The organism is Streptomyces kryoterrae, assembly GCF_054072135.1.
Window position 1 is genome coordinate 8,840,350 of the sequence record NZ_CM133358.1, and the last position, 18,482, is coordinate 8,858,831.

Consider the following 18,482-nt stretch of genomic DNA (forward strand, 5'->3'; position numbering starts at 1 on the left):
GACGGTGTGCCCCTTGGATCAAGGGAGTTCAGGGATGGTGCGGGTGTGGTGCGGGGTGTCGCTCAGTGGGCGGGCAGCCGCAGTACGGCGACTTCCCTCGGCGCGAGGACGAGGACACCGTCGGCATCCGTACCGCCGGACAGGCGCTCTCCGTCGAGGCCCGGCAGCGGTACCTCCTCCTCGCTGCGGTTCACCAGGAACAGGAAACGGCTTCCGCCGCCCTGCCGTACGGTCAACTCGACGCGCCCACGGGCGGGTTCGGGCAGCTCGCTGTCGACACCGGCCGGCGCGAGCAGCCCCGGCAGCAGTGCCGCGAGGCCGTCGGCACCGAGGCGCGTGGAGACGTACGACGCCGAACCCGCGCCCGTCGTACGGCGGGTGACGGCCGGACGGCCCGCGTACGCGCCCGAGCGGTAGTGGGCCAGGACCTCGACCTCGGGGTCGGTCACATCGATCCGGTCGGTCCACACCGTGCCCGTACCGCCGCCGTCCACCTCGACCGACTCGCCGTCGAGCAGCGGGCCGAACTCCTCGACGCGGATGCCGAGTACGTCGCGCAGGGCGCCCGGGTAGCCGCCGAGCCAGATGTGGTCGTTCTCGTCGACGACACCGGAGAAGTACGTGGTGACCAGATGGCCGCCCGTCTCCGCGTACCGCGTCAGCTCCTTGGCCAGCGTCGCCGGCACCATGTGCAGGACCGGGGTGATCAGCACGTCGTAGCGGCTGAACTCGGTGCGCGTGGTGACGATGTCGGCGCGGACACCGAGGGAGAGCAGCGCCGAGTACCAGTTCAGGCCCTCCTGGCGGTAGTCGAGGAGGGCCGTGGGGTGCGAGTCCTGCTCGCTCGCCCACCAGGAGTCCCAGTCGAACACGATCCCGACGCGGGCCGGTTCGCGCTCGGAGCCCGCGATCGGCGCCAGGTCCTTCAGGGTCTGGCCGAGGGCGGCCACCGCACGGAAGACCTCGCTGTCGGCGCCGGCGTGCGGCACCATCGCGGAGTGGTACTTCTCGGCACCGGCCGCCGACTGACGCCACTGGAAGAAGCACACGGCGTCGGCGCCGTGCGCGACGTGCAGGAGTGAGTCACGGGCCAGTTCGCCCGGTCTCTTGGCCACGTTGACGTGCTGCCAGTTGACCGCGCTGGTGGAGTGCTCCATCAGGAACCACGGACGGCCGCCCGCGATACCGCTGGTCAGGTTGGCGGAGAAGGACAGCTCGTCGCGGTCCTGGGGGCCGGGGTGGACGTAGTGGTCGTTGGAGACGAAGTCGATCTCGCCCGCCCAGTCCGGGTAGTTCATGCCCTTCGTGCCGCCCATCACCATGAAGTTGGTGGTGATGGGAACCTCGGGCGTGTACTCGCGCAGGATGTCCCGCTCCGCGACCAGATAGTCCTTCAGCGCGTCCGAGGAGAACCGCTTGAAGTCCAGCTGCTGGGTGGGGTTCGGGTGCGAGCCGGCCAGCCGGGGCGGCAGGATCTGCGCCCACTCGCTGTAGCGCTGCGACCAGAACGCCGTGCCCCAGGCGTGGTTGAGGGCGTCGAGGGTGGTGTAGCGGGCGCGCAGCCAGTCGCGGAAGGCGTGGGCCGCGTCGTCCGAGAAGTCGTAGATGTTGTGGCAGCCCAGCTCGTTCGAGATGTGCCAGGCCACCAGGGCGGGGTGGTTGGCGTATCGTTCCGCCATCTTGCGGACCAGGCCGAGCGCGTGGCTGCGGAAGACCGGGGAGGTGGGGCGCCAGTGCTGGCGCGCGCCCGGCCAGACCGTCTCGCCGGTGGCCGTCACCGGGAGGATCTCGGGGTGCGCGGTGGTGAGCCACGGCGGCGGGGACGCGGTCGCGGTGGCCAGATCGACGCCGATCCCGCCCTCGTGCAGCAGATCCATGATCTCGTCGAGCCACCCGAAGTCCCAGGTGTCCGCGTCCGGCTGGATCCGGGCCCAGGAGAAGATCCCCACCGAGACGATGTTGACACCGGCCTCCTGCATCAGCCGTACGTCCTCCTCCCACACCTCCCGAGGCCACTGCTCGGGGTTGTAGTCGGCGCCGTACGCGAGACGGGGCACGGAGTCACCGTCCGGCCCGTACGGCAGACGGGACGGGGAGGCGGAGGTCATGGTGGTCCTTCCAAGGTACGGGGGGTACGAGGAGCGGCCGGCGTTGACGCTGTCCGGCCGCTCCTCGGCTGCTACTGCCCAGCTGCTACTTCTCGACGGTGAAGCCCTGCTCCGTGCCGTACTTGATGGAGGCGTCCTGCCAGGTCTTCAGCGCGTCGGCGAGCTTCGTGCTGGAGACGTAGGCCTTGCCGACGGTGTCGTTGAAGATCGAGTTGGCGTACTGCTGGAAGGGCAGGTACGACCAGTCGCTCGCGACGTTGGCGGCGGAGTCGGCGAAGATCTTGTTCGCCTCCTGGCCGTCGAAGTAGTCGAACTTCTTGCTCAGGAACGCCGGGTCCTGGAGCTGGGCGTTGGTCGCCGGGAAGGCGCCCTCGTCGACACGGGTCTGCACACCGTCACCGGCGTTCGCGTACTCGACGAACGCGTAGGCGAGCTCCTTGTTCTTGCCCAGCTCGGGCAGGGCCAGCGAGCTGCCGCCGTTCTCCGCGCTCGCCTTGTCACCCTTGGTCCAGGCCGGCATCGGAGCCGCGCGCCACTGGCCGGACGCCTGCGGGACACCGCTGACGAAGTTGGCGGGCATCCAGGCGCCGGTGGTCAGGGTGGCGATGGTGCCGTCGCCCAGGCCCTTGTACCAGTCGTCGGTCCAGCCGTTGATCGGCGAGACGAGCTTCTCGTCGATCAGCTTCTGCCAGGTGTCCGTGTACTTCTTGGCACCCGCGTCGTCGAAGTTGACCGACACCTTGGTGCCGTCGACCTTGTAGGGGCGCGAACCGGCCTCCCACAGAAGGCTGGTGGTGAAGCCCGCGTCGCCGGCGTCGTTGGCGATGTAGACCTTGGGGTCGGCCTTGTGCAGCTTGCGGGCCGCCTCGACGTACTCGTCCCACGTGGTCGGGACAGCGATCTTGTACTTGTCGAAGACCTTCTTGTTGTAGAACATCGCCATCGGGCCCGAGTCCATCGGCAGGCCGTAGACCTTGTCGCCGTCGCTCACGGCGTTCCACGGGCCGGGCGTGTACTTGGCCTTGAGCTTGTCGGCACCGTAGGGGGCCAGGTCGGTCAGACCCTTGGTGAGGGAGTACTGGCTCAGCGCGAAGTACTCGACCTGCGCGACGTCCGGGACGCCCTTCTTGGCCGCGATGGCGTTCGACAGGGCGGTGTAGTGCTTGTCGCCGGACCGCTCGGCCACCAGGTTGATCTTGACCTTGGGGTACTTCTTCTGGAAGTTCGCGGCGACCGACTTCAGCGTGGGCTCCCAGGCCCAGACATTGACCGTGCCGCCCTTCTTGAGAGCCGCCTGGATGTCCGCGGCGGAGACGCCCTTCTGGTCCGAGCTGTCGTCGTCGGAGCCGCCGCAGGCGGTCGCGCCGAGGGCGAGAACGGAGAGCAGGGTTATGCCGCGCATCAGGCGGCCGGTGGTTCTACGCATCGAGGTGCTTCCACTTCTTCGTGGGTGGGACGGGGTGAGGGTGAATGCTGTGTGAGGGTGAAATGCGGTGAAGCCGAGGGGGTGTGGGGCCTGAGGGTGGATCACTCCTTGACACTTCCGGCGGAGAGGCCGGACTGCCAGTACTTCTGGAGCAGCAGGAACGCGGCGATCAGCGGGATGATGGTCAGCAGTGAACCGGTGATCACCAGGTTGGTGACGACGTCGCCACCGATCGTCTGGGCCTGGTTGTTCCAGGCGTCCAGACCCAGGGTCAGCGGGTACCAGTTCGGGTCCTTGAGCATGATCAGCGGCAGGAAGTAGTTGTTCCAGGTCGCGACCGTGGTGAACAGCAGGACGGTCACGGTGCCGGGGGCGAGCAGGGGCAGGGCGACCTGGAAGAAGGTGCGTATCTCGCCCGCTCCGTCGATGCGGGCCGCCTCCATCAGTTCGGTGGGGATGGCCTCGGTCGCGAAGACCCACATCAGATACAGACCGAAGGGCGACACGAGCGAGGGGATGATCACCGCCCACGGGGTGTCGGTCAGACCCATCTTGCTGAACATCAGGAAGGTGGGTACCGCCAGGGCGGTACCCGGGACGGCGACGGCACCGATGACCACGGCGAACACGGCGCGCTTCCCGGGGAAGGTGAACTTCGCCAGCGCGTAGCCGCCGAGGATGGCCAGCAGGGTGGCGCCGCCGGCGCCGAGCACGACGTACAGCAGGGTGTTCAGCAGCCAGCGGACGAAGATGCCGTCATGGTAGGTGAACGTGTCGTGGATGTTCTGCCAGAGGGCGAAGTCGCTGCTGAACCACATTCCGGACGAACTGGCCAGCCCGTCCTGGGTCTTGGTGGCGCTGATGACCAGCCAGATCAGGGGCACGACCGTGTAGACCAGGATCAGGCCGGTGAGCACGGTCAGCAGGATGCTGCGCTTGGGACGGCCGGGGTTGTGCTTGCGGCGGGTGCGCAGCCGGGGCGCGCCCTTGGAGCCGCCGGTGGCCTGTGCGGATGCAGCCGGGGAGGTGGTGGTGACGGAGCTGCTCATGGTTCACGCTCCCTTGCGCATGCCGCGGAGCTGCACGACATAGGCGATGACCATGGTGATCAGCCCCATGATGATGGCGACCGCCGCGGAGTAGTTGTGCTGCTGGCCGTTGAAGGACAGCGAGTACGTGTAGAAGTTCGGGGTGAAGTCGGTCGTGATGGCGTTGCGCGCCAGTGGCCGCAGGATGGCCGGCTCGTTGAAGAGCTGGAAGCTGCCGATGATCGAGAAGATCGTCGCGATGACGAGGGCACCGCGGATCGCGGGGAGCTTGATGGCCGTGATGATGCGGAACTGGCCGGCGCCGTCGATCTCCGCGGCCTCGTAGAGCGAGAGCGGGATGACCCGTAGCGCGGAGTAGAAGATCAGCATGTTGTAGCCGATGAACTCCCACGTGACGATGTTGCCGATCGACGCCAGGACCAGGTCGCTGGAGAGCGGATCGGGCAGTGTGACGTCGAACGCGCTGTTGATGTCACCCACCAGGCCGTACTTGGTGCCGTACATGAAGCCCCACATCAGGGTGGCGACCACGGCGGGCACCGCGTACGGCAGGAAGATCGCGATGCGGAAGAAGTCCTTGCCGAAGAGGCGTCCGCTGTCCAGGGCCAGGGCGATCAGCAGGGCGATGCCGAGCATGATCGGCACCTGGACGGCCAGGAAGAGTGCCACCCGGGTGAGGGACTGCCAGAACTGGTCGTCCTTCAGGGCCTGGGTGTAGTTGTCCAGGCCGACGAAACTCGTGCCGCCGATCAGCTGGTCCCTGAAGAGGCTCAGGTAGATCGAGTACCCGATGGGTGCCAGGAAGACGAGGGCGAACACCGCCACGAACGGGCCTATGAACCCCCATCCCGTCCATGAGCGGCGGTCCCTCTTCGCCGCGGGCCGGGCCGGGGCGCGCTTCGCGGCCACCGGTGGTTCTAGGGTCGTCATTGTCCGTGCCTCGCTCGTCCGTCTCGGAACCGGCGCTGGTCCGCCGCCGCCCCGATGTTTACGTAAACATCTCTCGCCGCGAGACCTCCACGAGAGGCCCACCGGCTGTTATGTTTACGTAAACATCTGATGGCGGCATGTCTACACCGCTCCCCCGACGCTGGTCAAGGGTCGTCGGGCGCAACTGTGGACCGAGGAGCGAGGATTGACGGGTGGACACAGCTGACGGCACCTCGGCCGAGCCGGCGCGGGCGCGCGCACGCACCAGGAAGCGGGCCGCCCGGCGCACGCAGAGCGCCTCCATGGCGGACGTCGCCAGGGTCGCCGGAGTGTCCTCGCAGACCGTCTCCCGGGTGTCGAACGGCTTCCCCGGCGTCAACGAGGAGACGCGGCGGCAGGTCCTCGCGGCCATGAAGGAGCTGGGCTACCGGCCCAACAGTGCCGCCCGGGCCCTCAAGCGCGGCGAGTTCCGCACCATCGGTGTCATCACCTTCGGCCTGTCCACCACCGGCAACGTACGCACGCTGGAGGCGATCGCCACCTCGGCGGCGCAGGAGGGGTACTCGGTCACCCTGCTGCCGGTCGCCGTGCCGACCCAGGACGAGGTGCGCGGAGCCTTCTCGCGGCTCGGTGAGCTCGCCGTCGACGCGGTCATCGTCATCCTCGAAGTGCACCTCCTCGACGCGTCGACCCTGTCCATGCCGCCGCACGTCCAGGTGGTCGTGGCCGATTCCGACGCGGGCGACCGCTACACCGTGGTCGACACCGACCAGGCGGGCGGCACCCGGACCGCCGTACGGCATCTCCTGGACCTCGGACACCGCACGGTCTGGCATCTGGCGGGCCCCGAGGGCTCGTACGCGGCGCAGCGCCGCACCGACGCCTGGCGCGCCGAACTCCTCGCGGCCGACCGGATCGCGCCGCCCCTGGTGCGCGGCGACTGGTCGGCGGAGTCCGGCTACCACGCCGGTCTGCGGATCGCGGCGCTGGCGGACTGCACGGCGGTGTTCGTGGCCAACGACCAGATGGCACTGGGGTTGCTGCGGGCCCTGCACGAGAGCGGGCGCAGGGTGCCCGACGACGTCAGTGTGATCGGCTTCGACGACATCCCGGAGGCGAGCTCGTTCCTGCCGCCGCTGACCACGGTGCACCAGGACTTCGCCGAGGTGGGGCGGCTGTGCGTGGAGGGGGTGCTGCGGCAGATGCGGCAGGACGCCACCGAGCACGGGACGACGCTCGTGCCGACGCGGCTGGTCGTGCGGAAGAGTACGGCGCCGCCGCGTTCGCGGTGAGTGGGCCGTTTCGGCGCTTCGAAACATTCGACGTTCGCGAAGTTTCGGCATTCTTGAGCCATCCCTGATTTCCTGCCGCCCGGCCTGTTGACGGCCCCATGCCTCGCCTTTACGTTCTGCGGGACATTCGGAAACCATTCCGAAACTTTCGGGACCGGAATGGTTGTCGGAAGAAGGGAATGCCATGGATACCCGCATGTCCATCGCCTCTCGCGCTCGTGGGGCACTCACCCTCGGCCTGGCGGCCCTGCTGGCCACCGCCGGCGTCACCGCCCTCTCGGGGACCGCCCGGGCCGCGAGCACACTGGGCGCCGCCGCGACGGAGAAGGGCCGCTACTTCGGAACCGCCGTCGCCGCGAACCATCTGGGCGAATCCGCGTACGTGACCACACTCGACAACGAGTTCACCTCGGTCACCCCGGAGAACGAGATGAAGTGGGACGCCACCGAGAGCGCCCGGGGCTCCTTCACCTTCACCGCCGCCGACCAGATCGTCAGCCACGCGCAGAGCCACGGTATGAAGGTCCGCGGCCACACGCTCGTCTGGCACTCCCAGCTGCCCGGCTGGGTGGGGGGACTCGCCGCCGCCGACCTGAGAACCGCGATGAACAACCACATCACGCAGGTGATGACGCACTACAAAGGCAAAATCCACTCCTGGGACGTCGTCAACGAGGCGTTCCAGGACGGCGCCAGCGGTGCCCGGCGCAGCTCGCCCTTCCAGGACAAGCTGGGCAACGGCTTCATCGAGGAGGCGTTCCGCACGGCCCGCTCCGTCGATCCGGCCGCCAAGCTCTGTTACAACGACTACAACACCGACGGCGTCAACGCGAAGAGCACCGCCGTATACAACCTGGTCAAGGACTTCAAGGCGCGCGGCGTACCGATCGACTGCGTCGGCTTCCAGTCCCACTTCAACAGCGCCTCCCCGGTGCCCGGCGACTACCAGGCCAACCTCCAGCGCTTCGCCGACCTCGGCGTCGACGTGCAGATCACCGAGCTGGACATCGAGGGCTCGGGCTCGGCCCAGGCGACCAGCTACGGCAACGTGGTCAAGGCCTGTCTCGCCGTCTCGCGCTGTGCCGGTATCACCGTCTGGGGCATCACCGACAAGTACTCCTGGCGGGCGAGCGGCACCCCGCTGCTGTTCGACGGCAACTACGGCAGGAAGGCCGCGTACACCTCCGTGCTCACCGCACTGGGCGGCACCGGTTCGGGCGGCGGTGGCACCGCGGGCTGCACGGTGACGTACACCAAGGCGGAGGAGTGGAGCGACCGCTTCAACGGCAAGGTGACCGTGACCGCGGGCAGCTCGGTGATCAGTACGTGGACGACCACGGTCACCGTGACCTCCCCGCAGAAGATCTCCACGACCTGGAACGGCACGCCCACCTGGGACAGCAGCGGCAACGTCATGACGATGAAGCCGAACGGCAACGGCAGTCTCGCGGCGGGCGGGTCGACGAGTTTCGGGTTCACGGTGATGACGAACGGGAACACCACGGCGCCGAAGCTGGGGGGTTGCACGGCGTCCTGACGGCATGTCCGCGCGCTCACACCGCCTGTGGGCACCTCTTGACGGGGGTGTCCACGGCCCGGCCGGCCGGATCACCGGGCTGCCCTGATCTGTGATCCGGCTCGCGGCGCGGGCGGGGGCCGCGGCCCGGGTGTGTGCGTGACAAGCGGCAGCGGGAGCCGCGTACCGAGCAGCCTGACCACCCAGCCGCCGGACGACGATCAACGGCAGGGGCGAGACCGACCCGGGGACGAAGGAACGGATGCCGGTGACGGCCCGCCCGCTGGACCAACGGCCGGGCCGGTTCGTGCGGGGCCTCGTCCGCGAGGGGACGGTGATCGGCGGCCGGCCGGTTCCCCGTGAGGCCCCGCACGCCTTGCCCGTGCCGGGTGCCGGGCGCACGCTGGTCGTATGGCTGCGCACGACGGCCCCACGCTCATCACCTCCGTCCAGCGGGCCTTCCGCCTCATGGAGGCGGTGAGCGCGCATGCGAACGGAGCGCCGGCCAAGCAACTGGCACGTGAGACGGGGCTGCCCCTGGCCACCGCCTACCACCTGCTGCGCACGCTGGTCCACGACGGCTACCTGCGGAAACTGGCCGACGGCGGGTTCATCCTGGGGGACAAGGTGCGGTCGTTGCAGGTCATGGGCGGCGGACAGGCGCTGCTCAGCCGGGTCCGGCCCACCCTCGCCGCGCTGCGTGACGAGCTGGCGAGCGCCGCCTACCTCACCTTCTACGAGGAGGGCGAGATCCGGGTCGCCGAGATCGTCGACAGCCCCCGGGCGCCCCGCGTCGACCTCTGGGTGGGATTCGAGGACGCGGGACACGCCACCGCGCTGGGCAAGTCCGTGCTGCGGGAACTGGACGAGGACGCCCGCAAGGACTACCTCTCCCGCCACCACCTCAACGACCTCACCCCGAGGACGATCACCAGCCGACCGGAACTGCTCCGGCGTATCGATTCCTCACCCGTGGCTCCGGCCGTCACCGACCTGGAGGAGTACGCCCTCGGCACGGTCTGTGTCGCCGTCCCCGTCTACCGGGGCGACACGCTCGGCTCGCTCGGCGTCTCCCTGCCGGTGGACCGGCTCTCCCGGCTGCCGGAGATCCGGGCGCGGCTGATCCCGGTCGCCGACCGTGTGACCAGGAGTCTCTCGCTCACTATCTGAAATCCCTCTCCTTGTTGCCGCCCCGGCCGATCGCGTTTCCTGGATGCCTGGACGAAACAGGCATTTCGGGGATTCGCCCCGTACACAGGTGAGGACTGCGGACGGAACATGAGTCAGGCCCGACACCATGATGGCGACCACCGGCTCGTGCGAGCGATCAAGAACCGCATGGCTGTACTGCCCACCCTGCGCATCCTGCCCGTACTGATCGTCTCCGCCGTCGTCCTCGGCGACCTCTTCGGCGGAGCCCGGACCAACTGGCTGCCGCTGCTCGCCGCCGGGCCCGCGCTGGCCGCCACCACCAACGGACCGCGCGGTGTCCTCGGCGTCGGCCTCCTCGCAGGGGCGCTCGGCGCGACGCTCGGCACCTGCTACGGCGTACCGGCCCGCGAGCTGGCCGCCGTACTGTCCGCCCTGGCCGCCGTGACCCTGGCGAGCGGCCTGGCCAGCGCGCTGCGCGGGCGCCGGGAACGGGTGCTCGACGCCGTCCGCTCGGTCGCGGAGACCGCCCAGCACGCCCTGCTCAGCCCCGTACCGGCGACGGTCGGCCCCTTCCAGGCCGCCGTCCGCTACAGCGCGGCGGCGGCCGAGGCCCGGATCGGCGGTGATCTGTACGCGCTGATACCCACGCCGTACGGGGTGCGACTGATCGTCGGCGATGTGCGCGGCAAGGGGCTGCCCGCCGTGGGGACCGCCGCGCTGGTGCTCGGCGTCTTCCGGGAGGCCGCGTACGACGAGCCCGATCTCCTCGCCGTCGTCGACCGGATCGAGCGGAGTCTCGCCCGCAACCTCGGCGTGGACGACTTCGTCACCGCCGTCGTCGCCGGATACCCGAGGTCGGGCCACCTGGAGGTGGTGAACTGCGGGCACGCGCCCCCGCTGCTGGTCCGCGCCTCGGGCGCCCTCGTGACCGTGGAGCCCACGCACCCGGCCCCGCCCCTCGGACTGCGCGCCCTCACGGGCCACACTCCCGACCTCCAGGTGCTGCCCTTCACCGACGGCGACCAGCTTCTGCTGTACACGGACGGGGTCACCGAGGCCCGCGACCGGGGGCGTGCCTTCTATCCGCTCCACGAAGGACTGGCCCGACACGCATGCGAGGAGCCGGCCCGCACGCTGGACGCGCTCCACGAGGAACTGCTGAACCACGTGGGCGGCAGGCTCGACGACGACGCGGCGCTGCTCCTCATCCGCAAACCGACGGTCCGGGAGGTGGTGGTTCCCGAACCGTCGGTGTGCGGACCGGCAATCACTGCGACTACGGTTTCCGACGCCGCCGTTACTCGCCAGAAGGCGCGGTCAGCGTGACCCCGAGCGCGACCGGCGTACCGAAGTTCGGTGTGCCGTCCGCGTTCCAGGTGAACTTCTGCGCTCTGGTGGTGCGGTTCATGTCGCAGCCGCCGGAGGTGGAGTTGTTGGCGTGGTAGACGATCCAGTCCTCGGTCCCGTCGGGCGACTTGAAGAACCCGTTGTGGCCGGGGCCGTACACGCCGTTGGCGTTGGACCGCTGGAACACCGGGTTCGGTGACTTGACCCAGGAGGAGGAGCTGAGCGGGTCGCCGGTTCCGTTGTACGTCAGCATCCCCAGCTTGTAGTCGGGCGTGGAACAGTGGCTCGCCGAGTAGACGATGAACGTCCTGCCGCCCCGCTGGAGCACCTCGGCGCCCTCGTTGACCGCGCCGCCGACCGTCTCCCAGCCGAGGGTCGGGGTGGACAGCACCCGGCGGGTGCCGCTCGCCGTCCACGGGTTGGACAGCGGCCGGATGAACATGGGCTGCGAGCCGTTGTAGAACGTGCCCAGGAGGTAGAGCGAGCCGTTCAACTGGAGGATGCCCGGGTCGAGTTCCCAGGTGTTGTCCTGCGTCGGGTCGAGCAGGTCGGCCTTGAAGCTGTAGGGCCCCATCGGGTCCAGGCCGGCGCTCTCCAGCACATGGATGCGCTGGGTGCCCAGGTCGTACGGCTCCCGCCCGGCCGTGTAGTAGAAGTACCACCGCTTCCCGTTCGGGCCGTCGAGCAGATGGAACTCCGGGGCCCACATCGTGCCGGCCCCGTTGGGCCGGGTCAGGTTGAAGATCACCTGGTCGGTGGCCGTGGCGAGCCCGGCGAGCGTGCTCGCCCTGCGCATGGTGACCGTCGAGTTCCAGGTGGTCGTGGCGAGGTAGTAGTAGCCGTCGTAGTACGTCAGCCAGGGGTCGGGCCCGTGCTGGGACAGCGGGTTGGTGAACGTGTGCGTGCCCGTACCGCCCCCGCTCGTGAAGCCGGGCAGCCGCCACACCCTCCCGTTCGCGGTGGCGCACGGGAGTTGTACCAGGTTGGTGTTCGAGGCCGACGAACCGCCGCTCGGCGTCACGCACTTGCCCGAGCTGACGGACACCACGTTGAACGTCCTGTCGGTGCCGGAGACCGTCACCGGAACGAGCCGCCACTGCTGGTTCGTTCCGCTGTGGCAGGGCCACTGGATGATCGTGGCGTTGTCCGCCGTCGACGCCCCGTAGACGTCGACGCACTGACCGGACTGCGTGGTGATCGTGTACGTGTCGGACGTCCCGGCGACCGGGGTCCAGGCGAAGTTCTGGTTGGCGCCGGAGCTGCAGGTGAAGGCGCGCAACTGGGTGGCGTTGGTCGTCGAACCGCCGGGCAGGTCAAGGCAGTTGCCGCCGTTCTGGTTCACCCCCGTCGAACTGAACGTGACGGCGGCGGACGCGGGCGGCGATGCCACCAGGAGGGCGACCACCATGGCGAGCACGGCGACGAGTACGGCCGTACATCTGGAGCGGGTGGATCGGGTCACGTGAGGCACATCCCTTCAGGGTCCGTACGCCTTGACTTCGAGAAGTCCGACGGAGCTGCTGCCCGTGCTGGTGAGCAGCACCCGTAGCCGGGTGGTGCTGGTGGCGGTGAAGGAGACGGTGTTGTACTGGTTCTTGGCCAGCGCGTAGGCGCCGGCGCCCGGTACGTCCACGTAGGTGCTGCCGTTCCAGTACTGGAGCTTCCACGCGGAGGGCATGTCGATGCCCTGGTCGTCGTCGAAGAAGTACACGTCGGCCTTGTTGAGGGTCTTCGCGGCAGGCCAGGTCAGCTCGGCCCACTGCTGGCCCGTCTCCGGCCAGGTCCCCCAGCGCGGGTTCACCGTGTCGTTGGACGAGGGCGGATCGACGCCGTCGTTGACCGCGGCGACGCTCTCCCAGGAGGAGGTGTACGACGCGGACGCCGTCGCGGAGGACGCCTGGTTGGCCGGTGGCTGCGGTGGCTGGACACCACCCCGGTTGAACACCTTGACCTCGGTCAGGCCCGTCTTGGCGCCGGAGGCGTTGGTGGCCAGGACGCGGATGCGCTGGGCGGTGATCGCCGGGAACTGCACGAGGTTGTAGTTGGCGCGCGGCGCGGCCGGGGTCCTGGTCTGGCTCGGCGCGTTCACCCACGAACTGCCGTCGTAGTACTGGATGTTGTACGCGGACGGCGCCCGGTAGGTCGTACTCGCCGGGCGGCTGTCCTTGAAGTACAGGCGCACCTCGTTCAGCGTGCGCGCGGTGCCGAGGTTCAGCTCGTACCAGTCCTGGCTGTTCGGGGAACCGCCGGCGCCCCAGAACGGCTCGTTGGTGGGATAGCCGTCGACCGCGCCCGAGACAGTGCTGCCGGACCCGGTGTACGAGGCCGAAGTCGTCGCCCCGGAGGCCAGGTTGGTCAGGTCGGCGGTGAGGTCGACGCCCGCCTTGGCGAGCATGTCGACCATGCGCGGGCTGCTCTGGACGACCTGGTTGGGTGCCTGGAGTCCGGTGACCGCCGTGTTGTAGGTGACCGTGCCGCTCGTGGTGACGGCACCGGTGGCCGGGTCCCAGGTGAACGGCACCAGGGAGTTGACGGTGGCGGCCCGGTTGCCGTTGACGTAGATCGAGTAGCCCTCCGGGATGCCCGGGTAGCGCACCACCCCGTCGGACGGGTCGTCCCAGACGATCGACAGGTCGGCATTGCGGTAGCGGAGGTTGTTGACGGTGAAGTGGCTCCAGCCGATGTCGATCGGTGAGAGCTCCACCTTGGCGTCGTTGCGTGGCCGGAGCCCGGCGACGTCCTCGATCACCGTCCAGTTGCTGCTGCCCAGGATGTTGTGGTGGATCCAGGAACGGTAGTCGATGCTGCTGCCGTTCCAGTCGGCCCAGAACTCGTTGGCGTCCGGCCACTGGGTGTTGCCGCCGACGTACTGCGCCCAGGCGTTCCAGTACAGGAGCTTCTTGTAGTCGGTCGCGTTCATCCAGGAGTTGGGGTAGTTGCGCAGCACCGAGGAGTAGAGCCTGAACTGCACCGTTGAGTTGATGGTGGAGAAGTTGTTGGACCCCGGCTCCCCGGCGTCGGCCGCCGCCTTCTTGTCGACCTGGTTGGCCGTGTAGAAGGGGAAGACCGGGTACTGGGCCGGGTCGTCGAACAGCCGCAGGGCCTGCTTGTACGTCGCCGTGTTGGGGACGGCGCCGACCGAGAACGGGTAGTAGTTGTTGATCTCCTTCCAGGGCACCCACTCGTTCGTCGACTTCAACCGGTGCTCGAACAACTGCCGGTTCGGGTTCCACAGCACGCTGACGATGGCGTCCTTGATCTGGGTCGCCAGCGTCCGCATCTCGGTCGCCTTGGCCGTGTTGCCGATCGCCTCGTAGGCCTGCGCCGCGGCCAGCGCGCCGCTGTACTGGTAGGCGGACTCGGCGCGGTCCATGTTGCCGGGCTTCCAGTGGAAGGAGACCGCGTCGGCGTCGTTGCCGGTCAGTGCGCCCCAGTCGTACTCGATGAGCTTGTTGTTGTCGTGGTCGTAGGTGGCGAGCTGCCCCTTGACGTCGCCCTCGGCGTAGCGCGCCAGGTTGGCGGCGATGGCCGGCTGGCCGCCGTGGAGCTGATAGCTCTTCCAGGCCGCCTCGGCGATGTACTGGGTGTAGCTGTTGGACCAGTTCTCCGGGTCACCCGGGTTGTCGAGGAAGCGCCCGCCCTTCGAGGTCTGGCCGACGCTCAGCCAGTCCCCGTACGCGTAGGCCGGGTTGCGCAGGTACTTCAGGTCGTCGATGTGCATCGGCTGGGTCAGCGCGATCGCGTTGTTGTAGCCGAGGACGCCCTCGGTCGACGTCGGGAACTGGAAGGTCTGCCCGGGGATGTCGGCGTCCAGGTTGTTGAAGCGCATCAGCCACCAGCGGTAGTAGACGCTCTTCTTGATCGCCGGTTCGGGTACGTCGATGTAGGGCACGTTCTGCGCCCACCACAGGTTGTAGGCCCTGACGTGTGTCGCGAAGGCGGTCGCGTTCGAGTAGCCCGCGTAGGCGTTGTACTCGGTGAGCGACTGGGGGATCTCGTCGGTGACGAAGCCCATCACCACCTTGGCGGTCACCGTGGCCCCGGCCGCGATCGTCACCGAGCGGTTGAGGCCGCCGCTGGTGACCGTGAAACCGTCGCCCGTGATGCGGGGGCGGAGGGTGGTCAGGTTGTTGTAGGCGCTCGCCTGGCCGGTCAGCTCGCTGCCGGTGCCCGTCGTGGCGTACGGCGAAGTCGCCCGCAGTTGCAGGGTGGTTGATCCGCTGCCGTTGTTCTTGATCGACAGGTTGGTCACGGCCACGTTGTTCTCGGTGATGAACTTGGTCTGGTTCACCGTGACCGAGCCGCTGGTGTGCACGCTGTTCCAGTGGCTGGGCATCTGGCGGCGCTGGGAGACCTGCTCGGTGAAGGTGCCCGGACTGATCGCGATGCTGTAGGCGTTCTGGTCGTTGACGCTCTCCCAGTAGGCGACATGGCCGCCGAAACCGAGTATCGCCGGGTCGTGGGTCTTCATGAAGAGCCCGCGGCCACGGCTCATCAGCCAGGGGCCGGCCGGGTCGTCGCCGGTGCGGGCCAGCAGCCGGTCCATCCAGAAGTCGGTGCCGGAACTCTCCGCGTCGTAGATGGCCTTCATCATGTCGCCGGTGGTCTGGGCGACGGGCGGGGCCGGGACCGCGGGGCCGCTGAAACTGGGGAACCCGATGGTCTGCGCGGCGGCGGCCGGGGGTGCGGTGAGGACGGAGGCGAGGGTGAGCAGCAGGGCGACGAGGAGGTATCCCGTGCGCCGACGTCGTACCAGTAAGGAGTGCGGTCTTCTCATCGGAGGCTCCCTGTCCCGTTGCCTGACAGACGTGTGGTCGCGATGGCGCCGACGTTCATGATCCGAAGAGCACAGAAAACTGACCTGAAAGGTTTTCGCAACGTAGGAGCGAGCTGATGAGGTGTCAAGAGGGTTGGTTGAGGGCGGAGTTCAGCGAGTAGGTGGATCGCCGGCTTCAGGACTGCGGAGCCGTCGAACCCCTGATGACCACCCGGCAGGGCAGCGCCTCCGTCCCCGAGCGCCGCACCCCGCCGATCGCGCTGAACAGGGCGTGCGCCGCCGCCCGGCCGACCTCTTCGAGGTTCAGGTCGACGCTGGTCAGCGGCGGCCGGGCGCCGGAGGTCAGGACGTGCCAGTCGTCGAAGCCCATGACGGACACGTCCTCCGGCACGCGCCGGCCGCGCTCACGCAGTACGTCCATGACGCCGCGCGCGATCTGGTCGTTGCCGCACAGCACCCCGTCGACCTCCGGGTGCCGGTCGAGCAGCAGCGCGGTGGCCGCCCGCCCCCAGCCCTCCGACCAGGCGCCGAACCTCGGATCCTCGACCGGGCTCAGACCGGCGTCGGCGAGCGCGCCCATGGCCCCCTCGGAGCGCTCCCGCGCCGCGAGATACCCGGGGTCGCCGGTGATGTGCGCGATCCGGGAACGGCCGCACGCCAACAGGTGTGCCACGGCGATCCGGCCGGCGTCCACGCTGTCCGGGACGATGGACAGATCCGCCGGATCGTTCGAGGGCGCGTACGCGTAGACCACCGGGACGGGGAGTTCGCGGCCCAGCGACGGACGCGGGTCGGTCCGACTGCCCACCACGATCAGACCGTCGACCCGACGGCCCAACAGGGCCCGGACATGGTGTTGTTCGCGGATCGCGTCTCCCCGGGCGTCGCAGAGGAACACCGCGACCTCGCCCGCCCCGAAGGCGTCCTCGGCGCCCATCAGGATCGGGATGCTGAACCGGCCCTCCAGGTCGCTGGTCAGCAGACCGACCGTGCCCGTCCGCCCGGCGAGCAGGCCGCGGGCCAGCTGGTTGGGGCGGAACGACAGCCGCTCGGCAGCGTCGACCACCCGCTGCCGGGTCTCGGCGCGCACCTGGCTCCGGCCGTTGAGGGCCTTGGACGCGGTGGCGATGGACACACCCGCCAGACGGGCCACGTCGCTGAGTGTCGAGGGTTGCGCACGAGAGGGGCCGGTGGCCTGTGCCATGGGTGAACTCCTTCTCTCGCCCTGCGTGCGTAAACCGTACGCGAGTTGTTTCGGCCTGGGCGTGGCATGCGCGGTTTCACAGGTTTCGTCAGCCATCAGGTCTCGGTCGCCGACTTCCCTTCTGTGCAAGGGGATTGACGGGTCGTGAGCCAAGTCCCTACGTTCAGAAAAGCTTTTCGGTGTCTTTCCGGCTCAGAACCCAGCAGAACCCAGCAGAACCCACACGAGGGGGATCGTCATGGGGAGCACGACCGGGCCACGTGGAAACAGACGTGGACGCCTCCGCAGACTTGCCACTGGTGCCGTCGCCTTCCTCGCCGCCGCGAGCCTGGTCACGGCCTGCGGCTCCGGGGACGAGGGCTCGGACGGCGGAGGCGGAGGCGACGGCGGGGGAGCTGCCGGCGTCACGGGCAAGGACGACGGAGCCACGCTGACGATGTGGACCCGGGCGGCGACCAGGCCGCAGAGCGAGGCCCTGGTCAAGGCGTACAACGCGGGCCACAAGAACCAGATCGACCTGACCGTCATCCCCACCGACGACTACCAGGCGAAGGTCGGCGCGGCGGCCGGGTCCAAGGACCTGCCCGACCTCTTCGCCTCCGACGTGGTGTTCGTCCCGAACTACACCTCCAGCGGGCTCTTCGCCGACCTCACCGACCGCATCGACGCCCTGCCCTTCGCTGCCGGTCTCGCCCAGTCGCACATCAAGGCGGGCACGTACGAGGACCGGAAGTACGTCGTCCCGCACACCCTCGACCTGTCGGTGCTCTTCTACAACAAGGACCTCTACCGGCAGGCGAAACTCGACCCGGAGAAGCCGCCCGCCACCCTCGCCGAGTGGGACCAGCAGGCACGCGCCGTGGACGCGCTCGGCGGGGGCGTCAACGGCACCTTCTTCGGCGGCAACTGCGGCGGCTGCGGTGTCTTCACCTGGTGGCCGTCCATCTGGGCCGCGGGGGAGGACGTGCTGAACAAGGACGGCACCGAGGCGACCCTGGACTCCGCCACCGCGAAGAAGGTCTACGACACCTACCGGGGCTGGGTCGACGACGACATCGTCGCCCCCGGCGCCCGTGACGAGACCGGCGCCACCTGGACCGGCGTCTTCCCGAAGGGAAAGGTCGGCGTCATGCCGATGCCCTCGACCACCCTGGGCCTGATGCCCAAGGACCTGGACCTCGGCGTCGCGCCCATCCCCGGACCCGACGGCGGCAAGTCCACCTTCGTCGGCGGCGACGCCATCGGCATCGCCGCCACCAGCAAGTCGGCCGACCAGGCCTGGAACTTCCTCGCCTGGTCCCTTGGCGACGAGGCACAGGTCGACGTGGTCGCCGCCCACAAGGACGTGGTGGCACGCACCGACCTCGCGTCCAACAAGTACTCCAAGGCGGATCCGAGGCTGGTGGCCATCAACCAACTGGTGGCGGACGGCCGGACCCCGTACGCGTTGAAGTTCGGCCAGACCTTCAACGACCCCAACGGCCCCTGGCTGAGCATGATGCGCGATGCCGCCTTCGGCGACGGGTCGGACGTGGACGAGGACAACGACGCGGTGAGCGCGTCACTGGCGGACTGAGCACGCGCCCCTGTCCCTCCAGGGGCGCGGGCCTGTGACATTGTGCGGCTCCGCCGCGTGGGCGCGACCAGCCCCCACAACCCGCAGCGCACGGCAGAGGAGAGC

At 68.8% G+C, this 18,482-nt stretch carries 12 protein-coding genes; 5 read left to right on the top strand and 7 right to left on the bottom strand.

All coding sequences use genetic code 11. From position 1 onward, the window contains the following. Positions 1 to 62: 62 nt before the first annotated feature. From ACW4TU_RS39390 to ACW4TU_RS39405, 4 genes are all read right to left on the bottom strand, one after another. Entirely contained in the window at positions 63 to 2,108 is a 2,046-nt protein-coding gene (locus ACW4TU_RS39390; RefSeq protein ID WP_457421367.1) for a beta-galactosidase, read from the bottom strand. Positions 2,109 to 2,193: 85 nt separating this feature from the next. Then, positions 2,194 to 3,534 (bottom strand): ABC transporter substrate-binding protein, encoded by a 1,341-nt coding sequence (locus ACW4TU_RS39395; protein WP_457421369.1) that lies wholly within the window; start codon positions 3,532 to 3,534, stop codon positions 2,194 to 2,196. Positions 3,535 to 3,635: 101 nt separating this feature from the next. Beyond that, positions 3,636 to 4,583, bottom strand: a complete 948-nt coding sequence (locus ACW4TU_RS39400) for a carbohydrate ABC transporter permease (RefSeq protein WP_457421371.1) — start codon at positions 4,581 to 4,583, stop codon at positions 3,636 to 3,638. A 3-nt stretch (positions 4,584 to 4,586) separates the two neighbouring features. Continuing rightward, a complete protein-coding gene (locus ACW4TU_RS39405) occupies positions 4,587 to 5,513 on the bottom strand; it encodes a carbohydrate ABC transporter permease (protein WP_457421373.1) in 927 nt (308 codons plus the stop codon). 212 nt (positions 5,514 to 5,725) lie between these two features. On the opposite strand from ACW4TU_RS39405, the gene ACW4TU_RS39410 reads away from it, so the two are divergent. The 4 genes from ACW4TU_RS39410 (at position 5,726) to ACW4TU_RS39425 (ending at position 10,799) form a co-directional block, all read left to right on the top strand. Beyond that, on the top strand, positions 5,726 to 6,805 hold the full coding sequence (locus ACW4TU_RS39410) for a LacI family DNA-binding transcriptional regulator (RefSeq protein WP_457421375.1): 1,080 nt from the start codon (positions 5,726 to 5,728) through the stop codon (positions 6,803 to 6,805). A 196-nt stretch (positions 6,806 to 7,001) separates the two neighbouring features. Next, positions 7,002 to 8,342 (top strand): glycoside hydrolase family 10 protein, encoded by a 1,341-nt coding sequence (locus ACW4TU_RS39415; protein ID WP_457421377.1) that lies wholly within the window; start codon positions 7,002 to 7,004, stop codon positions 8,340 to 8,342. A 390-nt stretch (positions 8,343 to 8,732) separates the two neighbouring features. After that, on the top strand, positions 8,733 to 9,491 hold the full coding sequence (locus ACW4TU_RS39420; protein WP_457421379.1) for an IclR family transcriptional regulator: 759 nt from the start codon (positions 8,733 to 8,735) through the stop codon (positions 9,489 to 9,491). 168 nt (positions 9,492 to 9,659) lie between these two features. Continuing rightward, entirely contained in the window at positions 9,660 to 10,799 is a 1,140-nt protein-coding gene (locus ACW4TU_RS39425) for a PP2C family protein-serine/threonine phosphatase (RefSeq protein WP_457421381.1), read from the top strand. Here the strand turns inward: ACW4TU_RS39425 and ACW4TU_RS39430 are convergent. The 3 genes from ACW4TU_RS39430 to ACW4TU_RS39440 all read right to left on the bottom strand — a co-directional run bounded on the left by ACW4TU_RS39430 (position 10,771) and on the right by ACW4TU_RS39440 (position 16,801). Further along, positions 10,771 to 12,228, bottom strand: a complete 1,458-nt coding sequence (locus ACW4TU_RS39430; RefSeq protein WP_457430544.1) for a family 43 glycosylhydrolase — start codon at positions 12,226 to 12,228, stop codon at positions 10,771 to 10,773. The genes ACW4TU_RS39425 and ACW4TU_RS39430 overlap by 29 nt on opposite strands. 69 nt (positions 12,229 to 12,297) lie before the next feature. Beyond that, on the bottom strand, positions 12,298 to 15,597 hold the full coding sequence (locus ACW4TU_RS39435) for a discoidin domain-containing protein (RefSeq protein WP_457421383.1): 3,300 nt from the start codon (positions 15,595 to 15,597) through the stop codon (positions 12,298 to 12,300). A gap of 175 nt (positions 15,598 to 15,772) precedes the next feature. Then, positions 15,773 to 16,801: a LacI family DNA-binding transcriptional regulator gene (locus ACW4TU_RS39440; RefSeq protein WP_457421385.1), complete on the bottom strand. Its 1,029-nt coding sequence runs from the start codon at positions 16,799 to 16,801 to the stop codon at positions 15,773 to 15,775. Between the two features lie 238 nt (positions 16,802 to 17,039). Here ACW4TU_RS39440 and ACW4TU_RS39445 point away from each other — a divergent pair, with 238 nt between their 5' ends. Further along, complete coding sequence (locus ACW4TU_RS39445) at positions 17,040 to 18,377, top strand: ABC transporter substrate-binding protein (RefSeq protein WP_457421387.1); 1,338 nt, start codon at positions 17,040 to 17,042, stop codon at positions 18,375 to 18,377. The last annotated feature ends 105 nt before the right edge of the window (positions 18,378 to 18,482 follow it).